This is a genomic window from uncultured Allobosea sp. (assembly GCF_945956895.1).
Lineage (GTDB): Bacteria > Pseudomonadota > Alphaproteobacteria > Rhizobiales > Beijerinckiaceae > Allobosea.
This window is the reverse complement of sequence record NZ_CAMFJF010000061.1, coordinates 1-17063: the sequence shown is the minus strand read 5'-3', so window position 1 is coordinate 17063 and position 17063 is coordinate 1. Positions and strand designations below refer to the sequence as shown.

The 17063-nt window shown below is 65.8% G+C and carries 15 protein-coding genes; 6 read left to right on the top strand and 9 right to left on the bottom strand.

What is annotated here, in order from left to right; all coding sequences use genetic code 11:
- A partial coding sequence (locus tag Q0Q02_RS19925; RefSeq protein WP_293812062.1) for a methyltransferase domain-containing protein occupies positions 1-586 on the top strand: 586 nt, incomplete at its 5' end.
- Between the two features lie 208 nt (positions 587-794).
- Here the strand turns inward: Q0Q02_RS19925 and Q0Q02_RS19920 are convergent.
- From Q0Q02_RS19920 to Q0Q02_RS19910, 3 genes are read right to left on the bottom strand one after another with little or no spacing between them, the layout of a single operon-like run.
- Complete coding sequence (locus Q0Q02_RS19920; RefSeq protein ID WP_293812060.1) at positions 795-1940, bottom strand: acyltransferase; 1146 nt, start codon at positions 1938-1940, stop codon at positions 795-797.
- On the bottom strand, positions 1937-3181 hold the full coding sequence (locus Q0Q02_RS19915) for an O-antigen ligase (protein ID WP_293812058.1): 1245 nt from the start codon (positions 3179-3181) through the stop codon (positions 1937-1939). Before Q0Q02_RS19915 ends, Q0Q02_RS19920 begins: the two co-directional genes overlap by 4 nt.
- Entirely contained in the window at positions 3178-4731 is a 1554-nt protein-coding gene (locus Q0Q02_RS19910) for an undecaprenyl-phosphate glucose phosphotransferase (protein ID WP_293812056.1), read from the bottom strand. Before Q0Q02_RS19910 ends, Q0Q02_RS19915 begins: the two co-directional genes overlap by 4 nt.
- A gap of 521 nt (positions 4732-5252) precedes the next feature.
- Here Q0Q02_RS19910 and Q0Q02_RS19905 point away from each other — a divergent pair.
- Complete coding sequence (locus tag Q0Q02_RS19905; protein ID WP_293812054.1) at positions 5253-5606, top strand: multidrug efflux SMR transporter; 354 nt, start codon at positions 5253-5255, stop codon at positions 5604-5606.
- On the top strand, positions 5603-5938 hold the full coding sequence (locus tag Q0Q02_RS19900; RefSeq protein ID WP_293812052.1) for an SMR family transporter: 336 nt from the start codon (positions 5603-5605) through the stop codon (positions 5936-5938). Before Q0Q02_RS19905 ends, Q0Q02_RS19900 begins: the two co-directional genes overlap by 4 nt.
- A gap of 9 nt (positions 5939-5947) precedes the next feature.
- Here the strand turns inward: Q0Q02_RS19900 and Q0Q02_RS19895 are convergent, their stop codons facing one another.
- The 3 genes from Q0Q02_RS19895 to Q0Q02_RS19885 all read right to left on the bottom strand — a co-directional run bounded on the left by Q0Q02_RS19895 (position 5948) and on the right by Q0Q02_RS19885 (position 8490).
- Positions 5948-7114: a glycosyltransferase gene (locus Q0Q02_RS19895; protein WP_293812050.1), complete on the bottom strand. Its 1167-nt coding sequence runs from the start codon at positions 7112-7114 to the stop codon at positions 5948-5950.
- 14 nt (positions 7115-7128) lie between these two features.
- The gene (locus tag Q0Q02_RS19890) at positions 7129-7689 is read right to left on the bottom strand and encodes a polysaccharide biosynthesis/export family protein (protein ID WP_293812048.1); all 561 of its coding nucleotides are present in this window, start codon (positions 7687-7689) and stop codon (positions 7129-7131) included.
- A 447-nt stretch (positions 7690-8136) separates the two neighbouring features.
- A complete protein-coding gene (locus Q0Q02_RS19885; protein ID WP_293812046.1) occupies positions 8137-8490 on the bottom strand; it encodes a hypothetical protein in 354 nt (117 codons plus the stop codon).
- A 286-nt stretch (positions 8491-8776) separates the two neighbouring features.
- Here Q0Q02_RS19885 and Q0Q02_RS19880 point away from each other — a divergent pair, with 286 nt between their 5' ends.
- Positions 8777-10942 carry a GumC family protein gene (locus tag Q0Q02_RS19880; RefSeq protein ID WP_293812044.1) on the top strand — a complete coding sequence of 722 codons (2166 nt, stop codon included), beginning with the start codon at positions 8777-8779 and terminating at the stop codon, positions 10940-10942.
- Positions 10943-11113: 171 nt separating this feature from the next.
- Here Q0Q02_RS19880 and Q0Q02_RS19875 read toward each other — a convergent pair whose 3' ends face one another.
- Entirely contained in the window at positions 11114-12340 is a 1227-nt protein-coding gene (locus Q0Q02_RS19875) for a GNAT family N-acetyltransferase (protein ID WP_293812042.1), read from the bottom strand.
- A 245-nt stretch (positions 12341-12585) separates the two neighbouring features.
- Here Q0Q02_RS19875 and Q0Q02_RS19870 point away from each other — a divergent pair, with 245 nt between their 5' ends.
- The gene (locus Q0Q02_RS19870) at positions 12586-13596 is read left to right on the top strand and encodes a polysaccharide deacetylase family protein (RefSeq protein ID WP_293812040.1); all 1011 of its coding nucleotides are present in this window, start codon (positions 12586-12588) and stop codon (positions 13594-13596) included.
- A gap of 234 nt (positions 13597-13830) precedes the next feature.
- Here Q0Q02_RS19870 and Q0Q02_RS19865 read toward each other — a convergent pair whose 3' ends face one another.
- Positions 13831-14040 (bottom strand): DUF2842 domain-containing protein, encoded by a 210-nt coding sequence (locus Q0Q02_RS19865; protein WP_293812038.1) that lies wholly within the window; start codon positions 14038-14040, stop codon positions 13831-13833.
- A gap of 240 nt (positions 14041-14280) precedes the next feature.
- Here Q0Q02_RS19865 and Q0Q02_RS19860 point away from each other — a divergent pair, with 240 nt between their 5' ends.
- Entirely contained in the window at positions 14281-15342 is a 1062-nt protein-coding gene (locus tag Q0Q02_RS19860; RefSeq protein WP_293812037.1) for a COX15/CtaA family protein, read from the top strand.
- Positions 15343-15453: 111 nt separating this feature from the next.
- Here Q0Q02_RS19860 and Q0Q02_RS19855 read toward each other — a convergent pair whose 3' ends face one another.
- Positions 15454-16731, bottom strand: a complete 1278-nt coding sequence (locus tag Q0Q02_RS19855; RefSeq protein WP_293812035.1) for an O-acetylhomoserine aminocarboxypropyltransferase — start codon at positions 16729-16731, stop codon at positions 15454-15456.
- Positions 16732-17063: the final 332 nt, after the last annotated feature.

Sequence of the window (17063 nt, the reverse complement as noted above, 5' to 3'; positions counted from 1 at the left end):
CCGCAACGGCATCGAGCTCATCGTCAACGACATCGATGCCGGCGAACTTGCCCTGACCGGGCGCGGGCTCAAGACCGCGCGCTTCGACATCGCAGGCGACTTGAGTGAGCCGGACGTTCGGCGCGGCGGCTACGACATGATGGTCTCGCGCATGGTCTTCGAGCATGTCGACGGCGTCGAGCGTGCCTGGGCCAATATCCATGAATTGCTGGCGCCCGGCGGCGTGGCTCTCGCCTTTTTCCCGACGCTCTGGGCTCCGGCCTTCGCGCTGAACCATATCCTGCCCGAGAAGGTCTCGCACGCCATCATCCAGGCGCTGTTTCCGGCCCGTCGTGATGGCGGTGGTGATCCGAAATTCCCCGCGCTCTATGATTGGTGCCGCGGCGACCCTGCCTTGCTCGAGCCGATGCTGAAGCGGGCAGGTTTCGCCGAAGCCCATGTCCAGCGCTTCTGGGGGCATGGCTATTTCGACCGGATGCCGGGCTTGAGGGAGGTCGACCACGCCTTCAATGCGCTGGCCGCGCGCATCGGCTGGAACCTCGTCACGACCTACGCCTATGTCGTGGTGCGCAAGGGCAAGGGCTGAAACAGGCCTCCGCGGTCTCCGATCCGCTCGGAATGTCGGCGCGGCGTGCTTCAAGAGGTTGCTTCCTTTTCACGGAAACACGCCGTCATTCCGGACAAGCCGCGAGAGCGGCGCCGATCCGGAATCCATCATAGAGCTTAAGCGCCCTACGATGGATCCCGGGGCAAGCCCGGGATGACGATGTGTTTCCGCGGAAAATCAGCAGGCTCTAGCTCGCGGTGCGGCCGGCCTCCGGGCGCTTCCGCCAGCGTGCTTCCTGCGGCACGGCGTCGTTTCCACGCGACGAGTTCCGCGCCGATGGAAACCTCAGCCAGCGTCCCATCGGGCGCTCGACCCAGTGATAGAGCAGGGTGGAGGCAAGCGCTGCGACCGCCATCGCGACGGCGATATAGATTTCCAGCGGCAGCGCTCCTCCCACCAGCCTGATCCAGATCTCCCGAAGCGGCCGCAACGCGAAGGGATGGAAGAGGTAGAGGCTGTAGGAAGCGTTGCCGAGCCCGACCAGAAGCAGGGCCACGCGCGGAGCCGCGCCGCGATAGAGCGCCGCGCCGCCGACGATCAGCACGGCGGGAACACCCCAGCGCAGCGCCGGCGCGACCGTCGCTGCCGCATCGAGGCCCTGGATCCTGAACATGCCGGCGAAGCCGAGTGCGACCATGAGCGCCGCGACCGGGGCTGACAGCCTGACGCCTTGCCGAAAGAGCAGCGCCAGCAGGCAGCCGTACAGGAATTCGAGGATGATCTGCTGCGTCCAGAAGGCGAGCTGCACCTGCACTGGCCGGAGGAGGATGCCGGCCAGGGCGAAGCCGGTGATCGCGACCGCAAGCGCGATCATGCCACGCCGCAGGGGCAGCAGCATCGCCCCGGCGAACAGCACGTAGAAGAACATCTCCAGGTTGAGCGTCCAGCCCAGCGCCATCACCGGCCGGATCTCGTCGCCGCTGCGCAGGCTGGGGATGAAGAGATAGGAGGCGAGGATGTGCTGCCAGTCGCCGAGCGGGACGTTCAGGAGTTTCGGGGCGAAGAAGCCTCCGATCAGCAGGACGCTGGTCAGCAGCCAGTAGAGCGGCACGATCCTGGCGATGCGCCGGGCGAGGAAGACCCGCCACGCCCCCGGCCGGCCGAACAGATCGGCCGAGGTGTGGACCATGATGAAGCCGGAGATCACGAAGAAGATGTCGACGCCGATGCCGCCATGCATGAAGGAGGGATCGATCGCGCCAAGGCCGACGCGCGGGCCGATGGCCTCCGCCTCATGGGCGGCATGGGCGAAGACGACCAGCAGCGCCGCGATAGCGCGCAGGGCCTGGATGCTCTCGATCTGGCCGGCGGCAGGTGGCGAGGCCGTCGTCATGGGCTCTTCCCGGCCGTGTCGTCACGCGGTCCCAGCGCCGCCAGGCCCCAGATCAGGCCCAGCATCAGATAGAGGTGCCGCCAATGGTCGCTGTCGATCTGGAAGCCCTGCAGGATCGTGACGAAGAGCACGGACCAGATCGCGATCGCGTGCAGCTGGGTCGGCCCCGGCCGGAAGACCAGCCGCCAGCCGACATAGCAGGTCGCGACCATCAGGCTGATCCATGAGAAGCCGCCGAGCCAGCCATAGGAGGCGAAGGCGTTGATGTAGACGTTGTGCGGGTCGGCCTGGTTGAACAGCCAGCGGAACTGCAGCGGCCCGAAGCCGTTGGGCGCGTCGAGCAGCATCGGAATGGCGCGCAACTGGTTGCCGAAGCGGCCGGTGACGCCCTGGTCATAGTCCTGGTCGAGGCTGGCGCGCGCGTCGAAGACACTGCGGATGTCCTCGAACGACAGCGCGACGAGCAGCGCCGCGATCATCGCGACGAATGCGATCAGCGACATCGCGACGATGCGCCCCCGGCTGGCGGCGTTCGGCGCGGTCAGGAAGGTGAGGGCGATCATCATGGCCGTCGCGACGACGAGCACGCCCCAGGCGCCGCGGGAGAAGCCGAAGAACAGCGCGGCGAGCGGAACGCTGAGCATGATCAGGCCGCGCACCATGCCGGCCTGCCCGGTCAGGATGCGCTGCAGGACGTAGACGATCGGCAGCACCAGATAGGGGCCGAGAACGTTGGGATCCTTGAACGTGCCGGAGGCGCGCCCGTAGAGCGTGAAGATCGAGCCCAGTCCGGCGATATCGAAATAGCCCAGAATGGCTGCGGAGCCTGCGATCCAGGCAGCGAAGAGGTAGCCGCGGCGCAAGGTCTCGAGCCGGCCGGCCGCATCCTGGGACATGATGCCGGCGATGAAGAGCGCCGTGATCATCAGATAGACCGACACCGCGGTGAAGCGCACGGAATCGCCGTCGCCCATCCAGGGAATGAGGGAGAAGATGCCGCCGATATTGTAGGTGAGCAGCAGCACGGCCAGGGGCAGCAGCTTCTGCGAGAAGCGGATGCCGGTCAGCGCGAAAACGAACAGCGTCAGCAGGAAGACGACTTCATAGGGCGAGGGCTCGATCAGGGCGAGCCCGCTGGAGGCGCCGAGCAGCCACAGGGTGCCGCGCTTGATCGCGGCATAGGACACCGTGAGGCGCGGCGCCCCGCTTCCCTGTGGCGGATTTTGCGCCAGCGCGCTCAATAGGCGTTCTCGTTCTTGGTCAGGAGCGAGAAGGGCGTCTTCACGAGGATGTAGAGATCGAGCAGCACCGACCAGTTCTCGATATAGTAGAGGTCGTGCTCGACGCGCCGCTGGATCTTCTCGTCGGTATCGGTCTCGCCGCGCCAGCCGTTGATCTGGGCCCACCCGGTGATGCCGGGCTTGACCTTGTGGCGGGCGAAATAGCCGTCCACCACCTGCTCATAGGCGCGGTTCGAGGTGTGGGCATGGATCGCGTGCGGGCGCGGCCCGACCAGCGAGAGATCGCCCTTGAAGACGACGTTCAGAAGCTGCGGCAATTCGTCGATCGAGGTCTTGCGGATGAAGCGGCCGACGCGCGTCACCCGCGGATCGTCCCGGGTGACCTGCTTGGCCGCGGTGTGGTCCGCCATGTCGTGGCGCAGCGAGCGGAACTTCAGGACGTCGACGGTCTCGTTGTTGAAGCCGTAGCGCTTCTGGCGGAAGAACACCGGCCCCTTGGAATCCAGCTTGATCGCGATCGCCGTCGCCAGCATCACCGGCGAGAGCGCGATCAGCGCGAGCGTGCCGACCACCTTGTCGAACACCCATTTGACGACGATGTCCCAGTCGGCGATCGGCCGGTCGAAGACGTCGAGCACCGGGACGGCGCCGAAATAGGAATAGGAGCGCGGCCGCAGGCGCAGCTTCGATAGATGGGCCGAGAGGCGGATGTCGATCGGCAGCACCCAGAGCTTGCGCAGCATCGTCAGGAGCCGTGCCTCGGCCGAGATCGGCAGGGTGAAGATCACCAGGTCGAGCTTGGTGCGGCGCGCGAATTCGACGAGGTCGTCGATCGTGCCGAGCTTGGGATAGCCGGCGACGAGATCGGGCGAACGCTCGTCATTGCGGTCGTCGAAGACGCCGCAGATTTGCAGGCCCGTATCCTTCTGGCTTTCCAGGGCGCGGATCAGCGCCTCACCGGCCTCGCCGCCACCGACGATCGCCGTGCGCCGCTCCAGCCGGCCGGTGCGGGTGAGATGGCGCACGCTCACCGTCATGGCGATGCGCCCGGCCAGCAGGCCGCCGGCGCCGGAGAAGTAGAAGCCGATCAGCCAGCCGCGCGACACCTGGTCGCCGATCTTCATGAAGAAGAAGGCCGCAAGCGCGACGAGGAACAGCATGGTCCAGCCGGCGAGCAGCCGCACCGCGCTGCCGATGACATGGCGCAGCGCGCCGATGGGATAGAGCTGCAGGGCCTGGAACAGCGCGAGCGCTCCGATGGCGAGCGCCCCGATCGTCACCTGGTAGGGCAGGGTGTATTCGACCTTGCCGGCGGCATAGAGCCAGTAGACCAGCCCGCCCGCTCCAAGCACCGCGATCAGGTCCAGCAGCCTCGCGACGCCTTCGATCATCACGGGGGAGAGGGTCGGCTTGACGGGGATGGCCGCGATGCGCTCGGCCAGCGGATGGAAGCGCCGCGTCTGGCCCTTGTCGGCTTCGCCGAGCATGCCCGGCGTCGCCGAGGCGGCCGCATCCGCCTTCATCATATCGCGGACGTCGAAAGTCCCCATGACCCTTCACCCTCAACTCGGAGCGCCGCGTCCGGGGTGCGGCGATCCCGGTTCGGCTCTATCCGAAATTGCTCACGGAACATTTAATCGGACCGCTTGCTGTTTTCGGGGCTTCGTAACCCCTCGGAGCCGGGTAAAGGCTCTTGCCGGGCGCTTTGCGGACGCTCTCAAAACGCGATCGCGAAAAAGTGGATTTTGTCTTGGCCTGCCAGTGATTTGGCGCAGTTTTAAATTTGCCAAAAAGCGCGTCGATTCCCGCAAGTGATTGTTATTGCAAGTGATCGCGAGTTGACAGGGCTGTGTCGAATAGGCATATTGGCTGTCGATGAGTGTCTGAGAAGCATATATCGCTCTCGAAGAGCGCCTCGCCCCGACAGCTGTTTTGCTTGTGGCGTCGGCTGCTGGAGTAATGCTCCAGGTTCTTCTTCTTCTCCGATCTGTCGATTTAAAACTCTAACGATTGCTTGGCTGTCCCTGCGTCGCATCCGTGACGTTCAGCGCCGGCTTCGCCCGTGTGCAACATGTCTTTTCATTGGTTGGTTCTGCTCGCGGCCATTGCCGTCGAGATCGTCGCGACGGCCGCGCTGAAGTCGGCCGTCTCGACCTCATGGCTGGTCGGTACATTGCCGCTGGTTCTGATCGGTCTGTCTTTCATCCTGCTCAGCATCGCACTGCGCGTCATCCCGATGGCGGTCGCCTATGCCGTCTGGGAAGGGCTCGGCATCGTCGGCATCGCGGTGATCGGCCATGTGCTCTTCGGCGAGCACCTGACCGTCGCTCGCGCGGCCGGCCTGGCGGCCATTCTGGCAGGCATTCTGCTGATCGAGAACGGAGTGGGGCGCGAACGCAGCGAGGGTCATGGGAGGCTCGTGTGAGCGCCTCCTTTACTCAGGCTGTGCCTTTCCTCTGGCTCCTGCTGGCCGTCGCGCTCGAGATCGGCGGCACTTATCTGCTCAAGCTTTCGGATGGCATGAGCCGCCGTGGGGTTGGTGCCGGTGGCATTGTCCTCGTCATGGGCGCTTTCGCAGCGCTGGCCAAGGCGATCGAGGGCATGGACCTCTCCGTGGCCTATGCGGTCTGGGGCGGGGCGGGCCTGGTCATCACTGCCGTCATCGGCGCATTGGCGTTCGGCCAGCGCATCAGGCCGGTGGGTTGGCTGGGCATCCTGCTCGTGATCTGCGGCGTCGTCGCGCTCAAGCTCGCCTGAGTACCCGCTTCAGGCGATGCTGCGTGCCCTCAGCGCGTCGCGATAGGCGGCGATGACGCCATCGATCATCGCGTCGAGGCTAAAATTCTGCCGGACATGCCTGGCGAGATCGGTCGCCTGGGCGCGGCGCTCGGCCTCTGGTGTATCGAGCATGGAACGGATTGCGGTGGCGAGGGCCGTCGGGTCGTTGGCCGGGATCAGTCGCTGGCAATGCCTGGGGCCATAGATCTCGCCGATGCCGCCGACATCGGTCGAGATCAGCGGTTGCGCGGCCGCAGCTGCTTCCAGGATGACATAGGGTAGGGATTCGGCTCGCGACGGGATCACCATGGCGCGGGCGCGGGCGAGTGCCTTGCGGATCGGCGTGGGCGGCTCGAAAACGCACTGGTCGGCGATGCCGCGATCGCGCGTCATCTGCTGCAATTCGTGTTCCTCCGGTCCCGATCCGACGATGAGGATCCGCGGCGTCAGCCGGTCCCGGCGGCGCAGCAGCGCCAGCGCGTCAATCAGCGTGTCGACGCCTTTGGCCGAGCGCAGCTCTCCGAGGTAAAGCAGGTCGAATTCTGCTGCCTGGTGGTCGATCGGTTCGAATTCCGCGTCGGAGACGCCGTTGAGCACGACGCGGTGATCGGTGCGCGGCGCATGGCCGACATGGGCCTCGAAGCGGCCGGCGATGAAGCGACTCTCGAACAGGAACACGTCGGTTGCGCCTTCGAGCAGTCGCTCGACGCTCATGTAGATCTTATGTTCCAGGCCACCGGGCTTGTAATTGAAGCTGCCGCCATGCGGCGTATAGGCCGTGACATAACGCCGGCCGGGCGAGAGCAGGGCGGGGATGCGGCCATAGACGCCGCCTTTCGAGCCGTGGCAATGCACGATGTCCGGCGCGAGGCGCTGCCGCAGCGCCATTTCGGCGAGCTGCGCCTTGAAGTCGGTGGCGCTTGGATAGCGCGACATCGGCACGCGCGTGACACCCAGCGTCAACTGGCTGCCAAGCTCGCGGAGGACCTCGTCGGCCCGCGCCCCCCCGGCATTGGAAGCGCAGAAGATGCCGACATCATGCCCGCGCTCGACCTGCCCGCGCGCGGCGTCGAGGACATGTCGGAACAGCCCGCCGAGAGGCGCCCGAAAGACATGCAGGATTTTCAGAGGGCGGGACGCGGGGCCATCCGTCATGGGCTCGTCCGATCTCAGAACCAGCGTTCCTTGATGACGATGGTGTCGCCGGGCTGGACCGGATAGGTGATCGGCACGGTCGCGGTCACGGTCTGGCCGTCGATCTGGCGCGTCACCTCGGCCGAGGAGCGCTGGCCGCGCGGCGTGAAGCCGCCGGCGATGGCGACGGCCGTCTGCACGGTCATGCCGTTCACATAGGGGAACTGGCCGGACGTGGTGACCTCGCCGAGGACGAAGAACGGGCGATACGTGTCGACCTCGACCGAAACCTTGGGCTCGCGCAGATAGCCGCCGCGCAGCTTGGCCTCGATCGCCTGGGCGAGCTGCTGCGTCGTGCGGCCCTGCGCCTCGACCGAGCCGATCAGCGGCATGGCAATGCGGCCGGCGCCGTCGACAGCATAGATATTCGAGAGGTTGTCCTGCCCGAAGACGATGACGCGCAGCCGATCGCCGCTGGCCAGCCGATAGGGACCGGCCGGCTCGGCGAGCGCGTAGTCCGACGCCGGATAGCGAGGCGCGCAGGCACCTGCAGTCATGGCGGCGGCCAAGGCGAGAGAGGCGAGGCGTCGACTCATCACAGGCTTATCCGTGCAGAACTTGCCTGATCTGTAATCTCGGCATGGTTAACAAAGGCTTCCTGTCGGGGTGTTGCGAGTGTCTCGCTGGCGCTGTGCAGGGTGGAGCGGATGGCCTCGGGCGGGCGTCGGCCGGCGATTGCTGCCGTTATCCGATGCTTGCGGGGCTCCAAAAGAAATACGCTGCCGACTGCTAGGCTGTGGGGGTAGCAGCAATCGGCAGCGGCCCGGGCATGGCGACACGTTTGACCGGGCGATTGAAGAATTCGCTCGTCCCGCTGAAATGCAGGTGAAGCGGTGTCTCCCGGCAGTGGTAAGGTGTCATTAACCTTCCTTACCGTGCCGTGCGGTTTCCGGTCTGAAACGCCGGGATCAGGCGGCGGAAGCTCGCAAGAGGGGGGTGCGGGGCCGACTTGTCGTTTACGATCGGGTGCGCCGCTGCGGTCGCTATTCTTGAAGCGACGCTGCCTGGCGAATTGCGGCGAGCGCAGGGTACAGTGCTTTTGGCGTTTTGGCTGTGAGGGCCGTCCTGTCTCCGACGGTCGTGCGGATCACGAGTTTGGCCTGTGCGACAACAGCCGCGATGCCGATAGCGGCCGAGAGCAGTAGCCAGTGGTCCAAGACGCCCGGGTAGGTTGCGCTGACGACAGCCGCGGCGCAAGCAAACTCTCCATACAGCCTTCGGCGGCTCGGCCGAATGTGCACGCCACGGATGCATGATATCGGGAAGCAGCCTCCGGCGGTGTTGATCTGGCCCGATGTGATCTTAACCGGCCCAGCCTCGTAGATCACTTGTTCCATTTCTGGTTTCCTGACGGGCGATAATTTAGCGCCGAAAGCCGCGTTCTGGCACCCCCCAAATGGGGATCTGGTTTGATATTTGCCGTCGGACATCTCCGCCCATCGGTTCGATTGATCTGAGCCCAGCGCCCGTTACAGGGCGGTCGGGCTCCAGATTGATCCTCCTTGTCGCCGGCTATGGCAGGTAAGGCGATGGGATCGTTAGCGGTTCATTAGGCTTACCAAGTGTTCAATGCCGCCTGCGCCCCTTCCGAGGGGCGAGAGTTTTGCGTCGATAGGTGGGCCCATGACCGCTCAAGCTGGGATTGATGCGCAGGGTGCCGGTGAAGGCCGGGGCGACATGCTCGATCTCTCCGCCCTCTGGGCGGCGATCAAGCGTCGCAAATTCTGGGTGATCGGGCCGACGATTGCAGCCCTCGGCCTGTCCTTTATCGCGGTGAATGTGGTGACGCCGCGCTATACCGGCGAGGCCCGGCTGCTGCTGGAAAGTCGCGGAAGCTTCTATGCGATGCCGGGGCAGTCGCTGCCGGACAGTACCGGCCAGTTCGATTCCGAGGCCGTGCAGAGCCAGGTTCAGGTCATCATGTCGCGCGATCTCGCGCGTGAGGCGATCAAGCGGATCGGCCTCGTCGGCAATGCCGAATTCGATTCCGGCGTGGGTGCGTTGAGCGCGCTGCGCAAGCTGGCTGTCGTGATCGGGCTCGGCGGCCATCCGGCCGATCGCTCGCCGGAGGAGCGTGTCCTCGAGAAATACTATGAGCGGCTCCTGGTCTATCCCGTCGGCCGCTCGCGCATCGTCTCCGTCGAGTTCACCTCGCGCGATGCCGCGCTCGCCGCCAAGGCCGCCAACACCATCGCCGAGACCTATCTGGAATTCCAGGAGGCGGCGAAGCAGGACAATGCCCGCAGCGCGTCGAACTGGCTCTCCACCACGATCGAGCCCTTGCGCAAGCGCGTGGCCGAGGCCGAGGCCAAGGTCGAGGATTTCCGCTCGAAGAACGGCCTCTTCGCCGGCCCCAACAACACCAGCATCACCTCCCAGCAGCTCACCGACCTGTCGGCTCAGCTCTCCAATGCCCGTAGCCAGCAGGCTGAGGCGCAGGCCAAGGCCGGACTGATCCGCGATGCGATCAAGCAGGGCCGCACCTTCGAGATTCCGGACGTCGCCAATAACGACCTCGTCCGTCGCCTGATCGAGCAGCGCGTCAACCTGCGCGCCCAGATCGCGGCGGAATCGCGCAGCCTCCTGCCCGAGCATCCCCGGATCAAGGAGCTGAACGCCCAGCTCCTCGATCTCGAAGGCCAGCTCCGCGCCGCAGCTGAGCGCACCGTGCGCACGCTGGAGAACGAAGCGAAGATCGCCGGCCAGCGCGTGGAAAGCTTCCAGGCGGCGCTCGACGGGCAGAAGAAGAATGTCTCCAGCGCCAATGACAGCGAAGTGCAGCTGCGCGCGCTCGAACGCGAAGCCCGCACGCTGCGCGACCAGCTGGAGCAGTACATGCAGCGTTATCGCGAGGCGGTTGCGCGCGACACCATGAATGCAACCCCCGCCGATGCGCGCATCATCTCGCGCGCCGTCGAGCCGACCGAGCCGTCCTTTCCGAAGAAGGTGCCGGTGGTGCTGGTGGCGACGCTTGCGACCTTCCTGATCGCGCTTGCGACGATCGTGACGCGCGAATTGCTCAACGGTCAGGGCCGGTCCTTGCCGGAGGGCCCGCGCGGGCCGCGCTGGGTCTCCGCCAGACGCTCCGAGGAAGAGGCCGAGGCGCCCGGCCCGGTGCCGGACGCGCCGCGCCAGGCGCGTGTCGCCGGCCTGCTGACCCGTGCCGGAAGGCTCGGCCAGGCCCGGCTCGACCTCGACAATCCCGAACTGACCCTGGCGGAGCTCGCCGAGCGGACCCGCGAGCCGGCACGCGGCGTGGCACCGCTGGCGCTGGTGCTCGACGGCGCCGGCGAGGAGGCGGCCAGGCCGCGGGATCTCGCCGAATTGCTCGCCCAGCGCTGCCGTTGCGTGCTCATCGACCTGTCCCGTGATCATGACGATGGCGAGGCCGGCTTCTCGGAGTTGTTGGCCGGAGAGGCGCTGTTCTCAGACATCATCACGCGCGCTCCGGGCTCGCGGCTGCATCGCATCGGCGCCGGCCGTGCCGGCCGCGCCGCGGTTCTGGCGGCCCCCGATCTCGTCGACGTCGCGCTCGATGCGCTCTGCGAGACCTATGACTGGGTGCTGGTCGCCGCCGCCTCCAATGACGACGGCGTGGTGTTGGCGCCGATCGCCCGCCGCGCGCAGGCCGGGCTCGTCATGAGCGGACAGGTCGGCAACGGCCATGCCCTCGAAACGGCCTATCGCCTGAGCGAGCTGACCGAAGCGCCGGTCACACTGATCCTGGATGCCGAAGGCGGCGTGCCGATGCCCACGGTTGCGCGTGCGGAAGCACCCGCCGAAGCCTGATTTCGGGGCGGCTATCCTGTCAACTGGCTGAATAGGTCGTCATGGTCGGGCTTGTCCCGACCATCCACGTTTTCCTTCGTGTGATGCAGTGTTCAAGACGTGGATGCTCGCCACAAGGGCGAGCATGACGGTTCTGCAACGATGCCGCGGCTCCTTGCATGGCAGGGCCGCTTACTCCTCCCCGGACCGCTTGCTCCGCAGCCAGCCCGATGCCCGGTGGGCCAGCTTCAACGCCCATGGCGAGCGCTTGATGCGCCGCTTCAACTCGCGCTTCGACCGGGCGATCCGCGCGAAGACTTGGCCCTTGAAGGTCAGCGGCAGAAAACTGTCGACCAGATCGTCATGGTCGTCGCAGAAGGTCGTCTTGTAGCGGGCTTCGCCGACACCGAGATCGAAGACGGCGATGCCCTCGCCAGCCTTCAGGCGGATCAATTCGGCCAGGAGCAATTCACCCGGGCTGGTCTTGACGGTTTCGCTGCCCATGTCGAACGAGGTCGCCATCCCCGAGAAGCGCGCGCCCTGGATCGCGCCGACATAGGTCGCGACCGAGCGGCCGGCGAGATCGAGGGAATAAAGCTCGATCGACGGATGCCAGGAGCCGCCCGACATGGCTGCGCGCTCCAGGAATGTGCGCATGGCCGGCTCGACGAAGGGGTCGGGCACGCCCATGGCGCGGAAGCGCTCGGCCTTCTGTGCCAGGAACGCGTCGATGACGCGCGCGGCCTCGCCGGCCGTTGTCGCCCGCGTGAGGGTCGAAGGGCCGAAATCCCCGAAGCGGCTGTGCTTGTTCTTGAGCTTCTTGCGCGCATGGCTGCTCATCGAGCGTTTGAGAGTAGCCTCCCCGTCACCGGCGATCAGGGCGAGTTTGTAGGCGCGGCTCGGGCTTGGGCCTGCGGCGAGCAGCGCAGCGGGATTGGCAATACCTTGCCACGCGACCGGCTGGTTGACGAAGGCGAGCGCGTCGAGACCGCCGATGGCCGTGCCGATCTCGGCCAGCATCCGGGTCGTCAGCTGCGCGTCGAGTTGCTCGGCGAAGGTCGGTGCATAGAGCCCCATATGATAGTTGGCATGCTTGCCACCGATGAACTCGGCGAAGCGGAAGCCGCTGCGCCGGGTGATGACGAGCGGCAGCAGAGCGCAGAGAGCGCCGTCGGCACCGCGCACCAGCGCGTAGCGCAGAGCCATGCCATGGGCGGCGCCGATCGTCTCGACGAAGGGCCTGATCCAGTCATAGCTCTGATAGGGCGTCACCAGCGCGGTCGCCTCGAAGGCGCGCCATGTTTCGGCGAGACCTGCGATGTCGGTCTCAATCGCGATCGAAGCCCAGGGGCGCGACAGGGCGTCGCTTGCCGGGATCGTGTCGGGTGTGGCCAGCGGGGAGGCGGTGGCGGTGGGCATGTTTCCTTCGCTCATCCGAGCAGGACTGAGGGGGCCTCCTTAACCCGTCATTGTGAACGGATCGGCTACAATCCTCCGGCCCGGCCGCGCGATCGCGCGATAGCGTTAAAGCATTGTCGAGCGAAGTGGATACCGGTTCGCTTGAAGACAATGCGACACATCAAAGTCGGGCGGTTGCGAGGGGGTAGTTGCATTTGGCGGCGATGAACGGGCGTCACAGGGCCATCGCGGCCGCATTCCGGACGATGGCGGCGACGGGCGCCGACCGCTGGAGCCGTGGCTTTGCGCAAGGTATGGGCGTGATCCTGACGCTGCACCATGTCCGCGCTGCCGAAAGGCGCGGCTTCGCGCCGAACGCCTTGCTCGACATCACTCCGGACTTTCTCGATCGGGCGCTGCGCCTGATCCGGGCCGAGGGCTACGACATTATCTCACTGCAAGAGGCGCTGGCGCGCCTGCGCAATCCGAAACCGGGCCGCTTCTTCGTCGCGCTCACCTTCGACGACGGTTATCGTGACAATGTCGAGGAAGCCTGGCCCGTCCTCGCGAAGCATGAGGCACCCTGGACGCTGTTCGTGACGCCGGGCTTCGCCGACCGCACGGCGCGGCTCTGGTGGGTGGAGCTGGAAGAGGCGATCCGTGCCTTGCCACGCCTCGATATCGCCTTGCCGGACGGCCGCTTCACGGCGCGGACTGAAAGCGATGCCGAGAAGACCCGCGCCTTCGAGAGGCTCTACTGGCGTCTGCGCCGGGGTCCGGAAACGATTCTGCTCTCGACGATTTCCACTCTGATGGCTCAAGCCGGTATCGACTCCGTGGCTCTGGTCGAACGCGAATGCCTGCCTTGGGACACATTGCGCGCTCTGTCCGGCGCGCCGGGCGTGACCATCGGCGCCCATACCCTGACGCATCCGATGCTGGCGAAGCACCGGGTGGATGTCGCCCGCCGCGAGATTGTCGAGAGCAGGCAGCGTCTGGAGGCGGAACTCGGTATCCCGGTCCGCCATTTCGCCTATCCGGTCGGCGATCCCGGCTCAGCCGGTCCGCGCGATTTCGCGCTGGCAGCGGAGGCGGGCTTCGACAGTGCCGTCACGACGCGGCCGGGCCATCTCTTTCCAGAGCACGCCGCCCATCTCCACGCCCTGCCGCGCGTCTCGCTCAACGGCCTCCACCAGAACGAGGCGGCGCTGCGAGTGTTGCTCTCGGGGCTGCCGTTCTGGTTGCGGAACAGGGGGCGCAGGCTGGATGTTGGTTAAGCGATGCGGACAGTCGGCTAGACGAGGCCGCTGGAATCGCCGCCGTCATTCCGGGGCAGGCCGCAGGCCTGAGCCCGGAACCCAGAACCGATGCCGCTTCCATAATAGGGCGAGCAGTCGGGTTCGCGCTCGATTTCGTGACGGCATCGGTTCTGGGTTCCGGGCTCTTCGCTGACGCGAAGCCCCGGAATGACGGTGCGTCTGATGATTTTCGATCGAGAATGATGGGAGGCCTCAAGCCTCGTCCTTGCGTTCCATCCACTTGATCAGCGGCAGCAGCGGCAGCACCCAGGCGAGGCCGAGCGCGATATAGGCGACCGTCTGCACCAGCTTCGGTGCCTCGGTGATCCGTCCCTGCGCCAGCGCCATGGCGACGAGCGCATAAACGCAGACGAAGACGAGGATCAGCACGGTCCCGACGAGCTTGCGGTTGCGTTGTTTCATCGGGTTCTCCACCGTGCAGACTAGCATTTTCGAGCGAAGTGGGTCCCGGTTCGCGTGAAGAAAATGCGATAAAACAAAAACCTGGGGCACTTCCGCGATTCATGGAAGCGCGGATTGGCTCCGGACTGCTGCGGCAATGCGGGCGTTGTCGCGCCGGAGCGACGGGTCTATGTCACCGGCGAGCGCGCTTGTGAAGCGATGCGCTCCGAAAGATCTCCGCCTGCGACCGAAAGCCCGCCTGTGACCCTCGCTCTCGATCAGACACGCGCCGACCCGAAGGCCGATCATGCCGGCATCCGCCGCTGGCTCTGGATCGTTGCCGGTCTCGTCTTCCTCATGGTCGTGGTCGGCGGCGCGACACGACTCACCGGCTCCGGCCTCTCGATCACCGAATGGAAGCCGATCACCGGCGCACTGCCACCGCTCTCGGCTGAGGCCTGGGCCGATGAATTCGGCAAATACCGCGCGAGCCCGCAATACCAGCTCCTCAACGAGGGCATGAGCCTCGGAGAATTCCAGTTCATCTACTGGTGGGAATGGGGCCATCGCCAGCTCGGCCGCTTCATCGGGTTGATCTATCTCGCCGGGTTCCTCGTCGTGGCCCTGCGTCGCCTGCTGCCAGCCCGGCAGGTCGCGACGCTCTTCGGCATAGGCCTGCTGCTCGGCCTGCAAGGCGCGATCGGCTGGATCATGGTCGCATCCGGCCTTCAGCCCGGCATGGTCGCGGTCGCGCCGGTGAAGCTGACGCTGCATCTGACCTTTGCCGGCCTGTTCTTCGCCTCGGTCGTGGCTTTCGCGACGGCGCTGACGCCCTTGCGCCGGGTCGAGCCGGCGCGGGGCAGGGCGACTGCGTGGCTGCTCCTGCTCCTGCTGTTCGTGCAGGTCGCGCTCGGCGGGCTCGTCGCCGGCTCCAAGGCGGGCTTCACCTTCAACACTTGGCCCTTGATGGACGGCACGCTCGTACCGCCGGGCTCGCAGCTCTTCGCCCAGACGCCGTTCTGGGAGAACTTCGTCGACAATGTCGCGCTGGTGCAGTTCAACCACCGCCTCGGCGCCTATATCCTTTTCGCCGTCGCGCTCTGGAACGCGCTAAGGTTGCGCCGTGCGGCGCCGGGATCAGGCAGTGCCAAGCGCGCGAGCGCCATCACCGGGCTGGTGCTGGCGCAATCGGCGCTCGGCATCGTGACGCTGCTTCTGGTGGTTCCGCTCTGGGCCGGGCTTAGCCATCAGGCGCTCGGCTTCGCCGTGCTGGCGATGGGCGTGGTCCATCTCACCCGCACCGAGCAGGCGGCGCGAGCGTAAAGCGCGTCATGCTCGGGCTTGACCCGAGCATCTTCCAAAGAAAAAGGCGCCGCTTCCGGCGCCTCCATGATCATGAGATTCTCGGGTCAAGCCCGAGAATGACGCGTCAGCCTATGCCAGCGCCTGATCCAGATCGGCGATCAGGTCCTCGACATCCTCAAGGCCGATCGAGAGGCGCACCACCTGCGGCCCGGCGCCCGACGCGATCTTCTGCTCGTCCGTGAGCTGGCGATGCGTCGTTGAGGCCGGGTGGATCACCAGCGAGCGCGTATCGCCGATATTGGCGAGATGCGAAAACAGCTTGAGGTTAGAGACCAGCTTGACGCCGGCGTCGTAGCCGCCCTTGAGCCCGAAGGTGAAGACCGCGCCGGCCCCCTTCGGCGTGTAGCGCTTGGCCAGCGCCTGATACTTGTCGCCGGGCAGGCCGGGATAGCTGACCCACTCGACGGCCGGGTGCTTCTGAAGATGCTCGGCGACCTTCTGCGTGCTCTCGCAATGGCGCTGCATGCGCAAGGGCAGGGTCTCGATGCCGGTCAGCAGCATGAAGGCGTTGAACGGCGATAGAGCGGGGCCGAGATCGCGCAGGCCGAGCACGCGGGTCGCGATGGCGAAGGCGAAATTCCCGAAGGTCTCGCCCAGCACCATGCCGTTATACTCCGGCCGAGGCTTCGAGAGCATCGGGTAGCGGTCGTCGCCGACCCAGTTGAACGAGCCGCCATCGACGATCAGGCCGCCGATCGAATTGCCATGGCCGCCGAGGAACTTCGTCGCCGAATGCACGACGATGTCGGCGCCGTGCTCGAACGGGCGCAGCAGATAGGGCGAGGCCATCGTGTTGTCGACGATGAGCGGGATGTTGTGCTTCTTGGCGATCGCGCTGATCGCCGCGATGTCGACGATGACGCCGCCAGGGTTGGCGATGGACTCGATGAAGATCGCCTTGGTCTTCGGCGTCACCGCGGCGGCGAAGCCCTCGATATCGTCCGGATCGGCCCAGATCACGTTCCAGCCGAAGCTCTTGTAGGAGTGGTTGAACTGGTTGATCGAGCCGCCATAGAGCTTGCGCGCGGCGACGAATTCGTCGCCCGGCTGCAGCAGCGCATGGAAGCAGAGGAACTCGGCCGCATGGCCGGACGCGACGGCGAGCGCGGCCGTACCGCCTTCAAGCGCCGCGACGCGCTCTTCCAGAACTGCGTTCGTGGGGTTGCCGATGCGGGTATAGATATTGCCGAAGGCCTGCAGGCCGAACAGCGAGGCAGCGTGGTCGACATCGTCGAAGACGAAGGAGGTCGTCTGGTAGATCGGCGTGGCGCGCGCGCCGGTCGCCGCGTCTGGGGCTGCCCCGGCGTGGATGGCGAGTGTGCTGAAACCCGGTGCCCGGTCGGTCATGGCTGCTCCCTGACAATCTGACGTCGAAAACGGATCGTTCGATTTAACGAACGGTTTGCGAAGCGTCAATTCGGGGGGAGGGCGGCCTTGGAAGCTGTTTCCGATACGAGCCCTCATCCTGAGGAGCGCCGCAGGCGCGTCTCGAAGGATGTTCCAGATACTTCGGGAGCCTCCTGGGCCATCCTTCGAGACGCCGCTGGCGCGGCTCCTCAGGATGAGGGCTGAAGGGGGGAAGCGAGCTTTTACGTCCCCGGCCGGTGGATCGTCAGCTTCTGGAAGCCCTTGCCGGCGAGCACCGGCTTCTTGGCCGAGAGGATGCGCGAATTGATGCC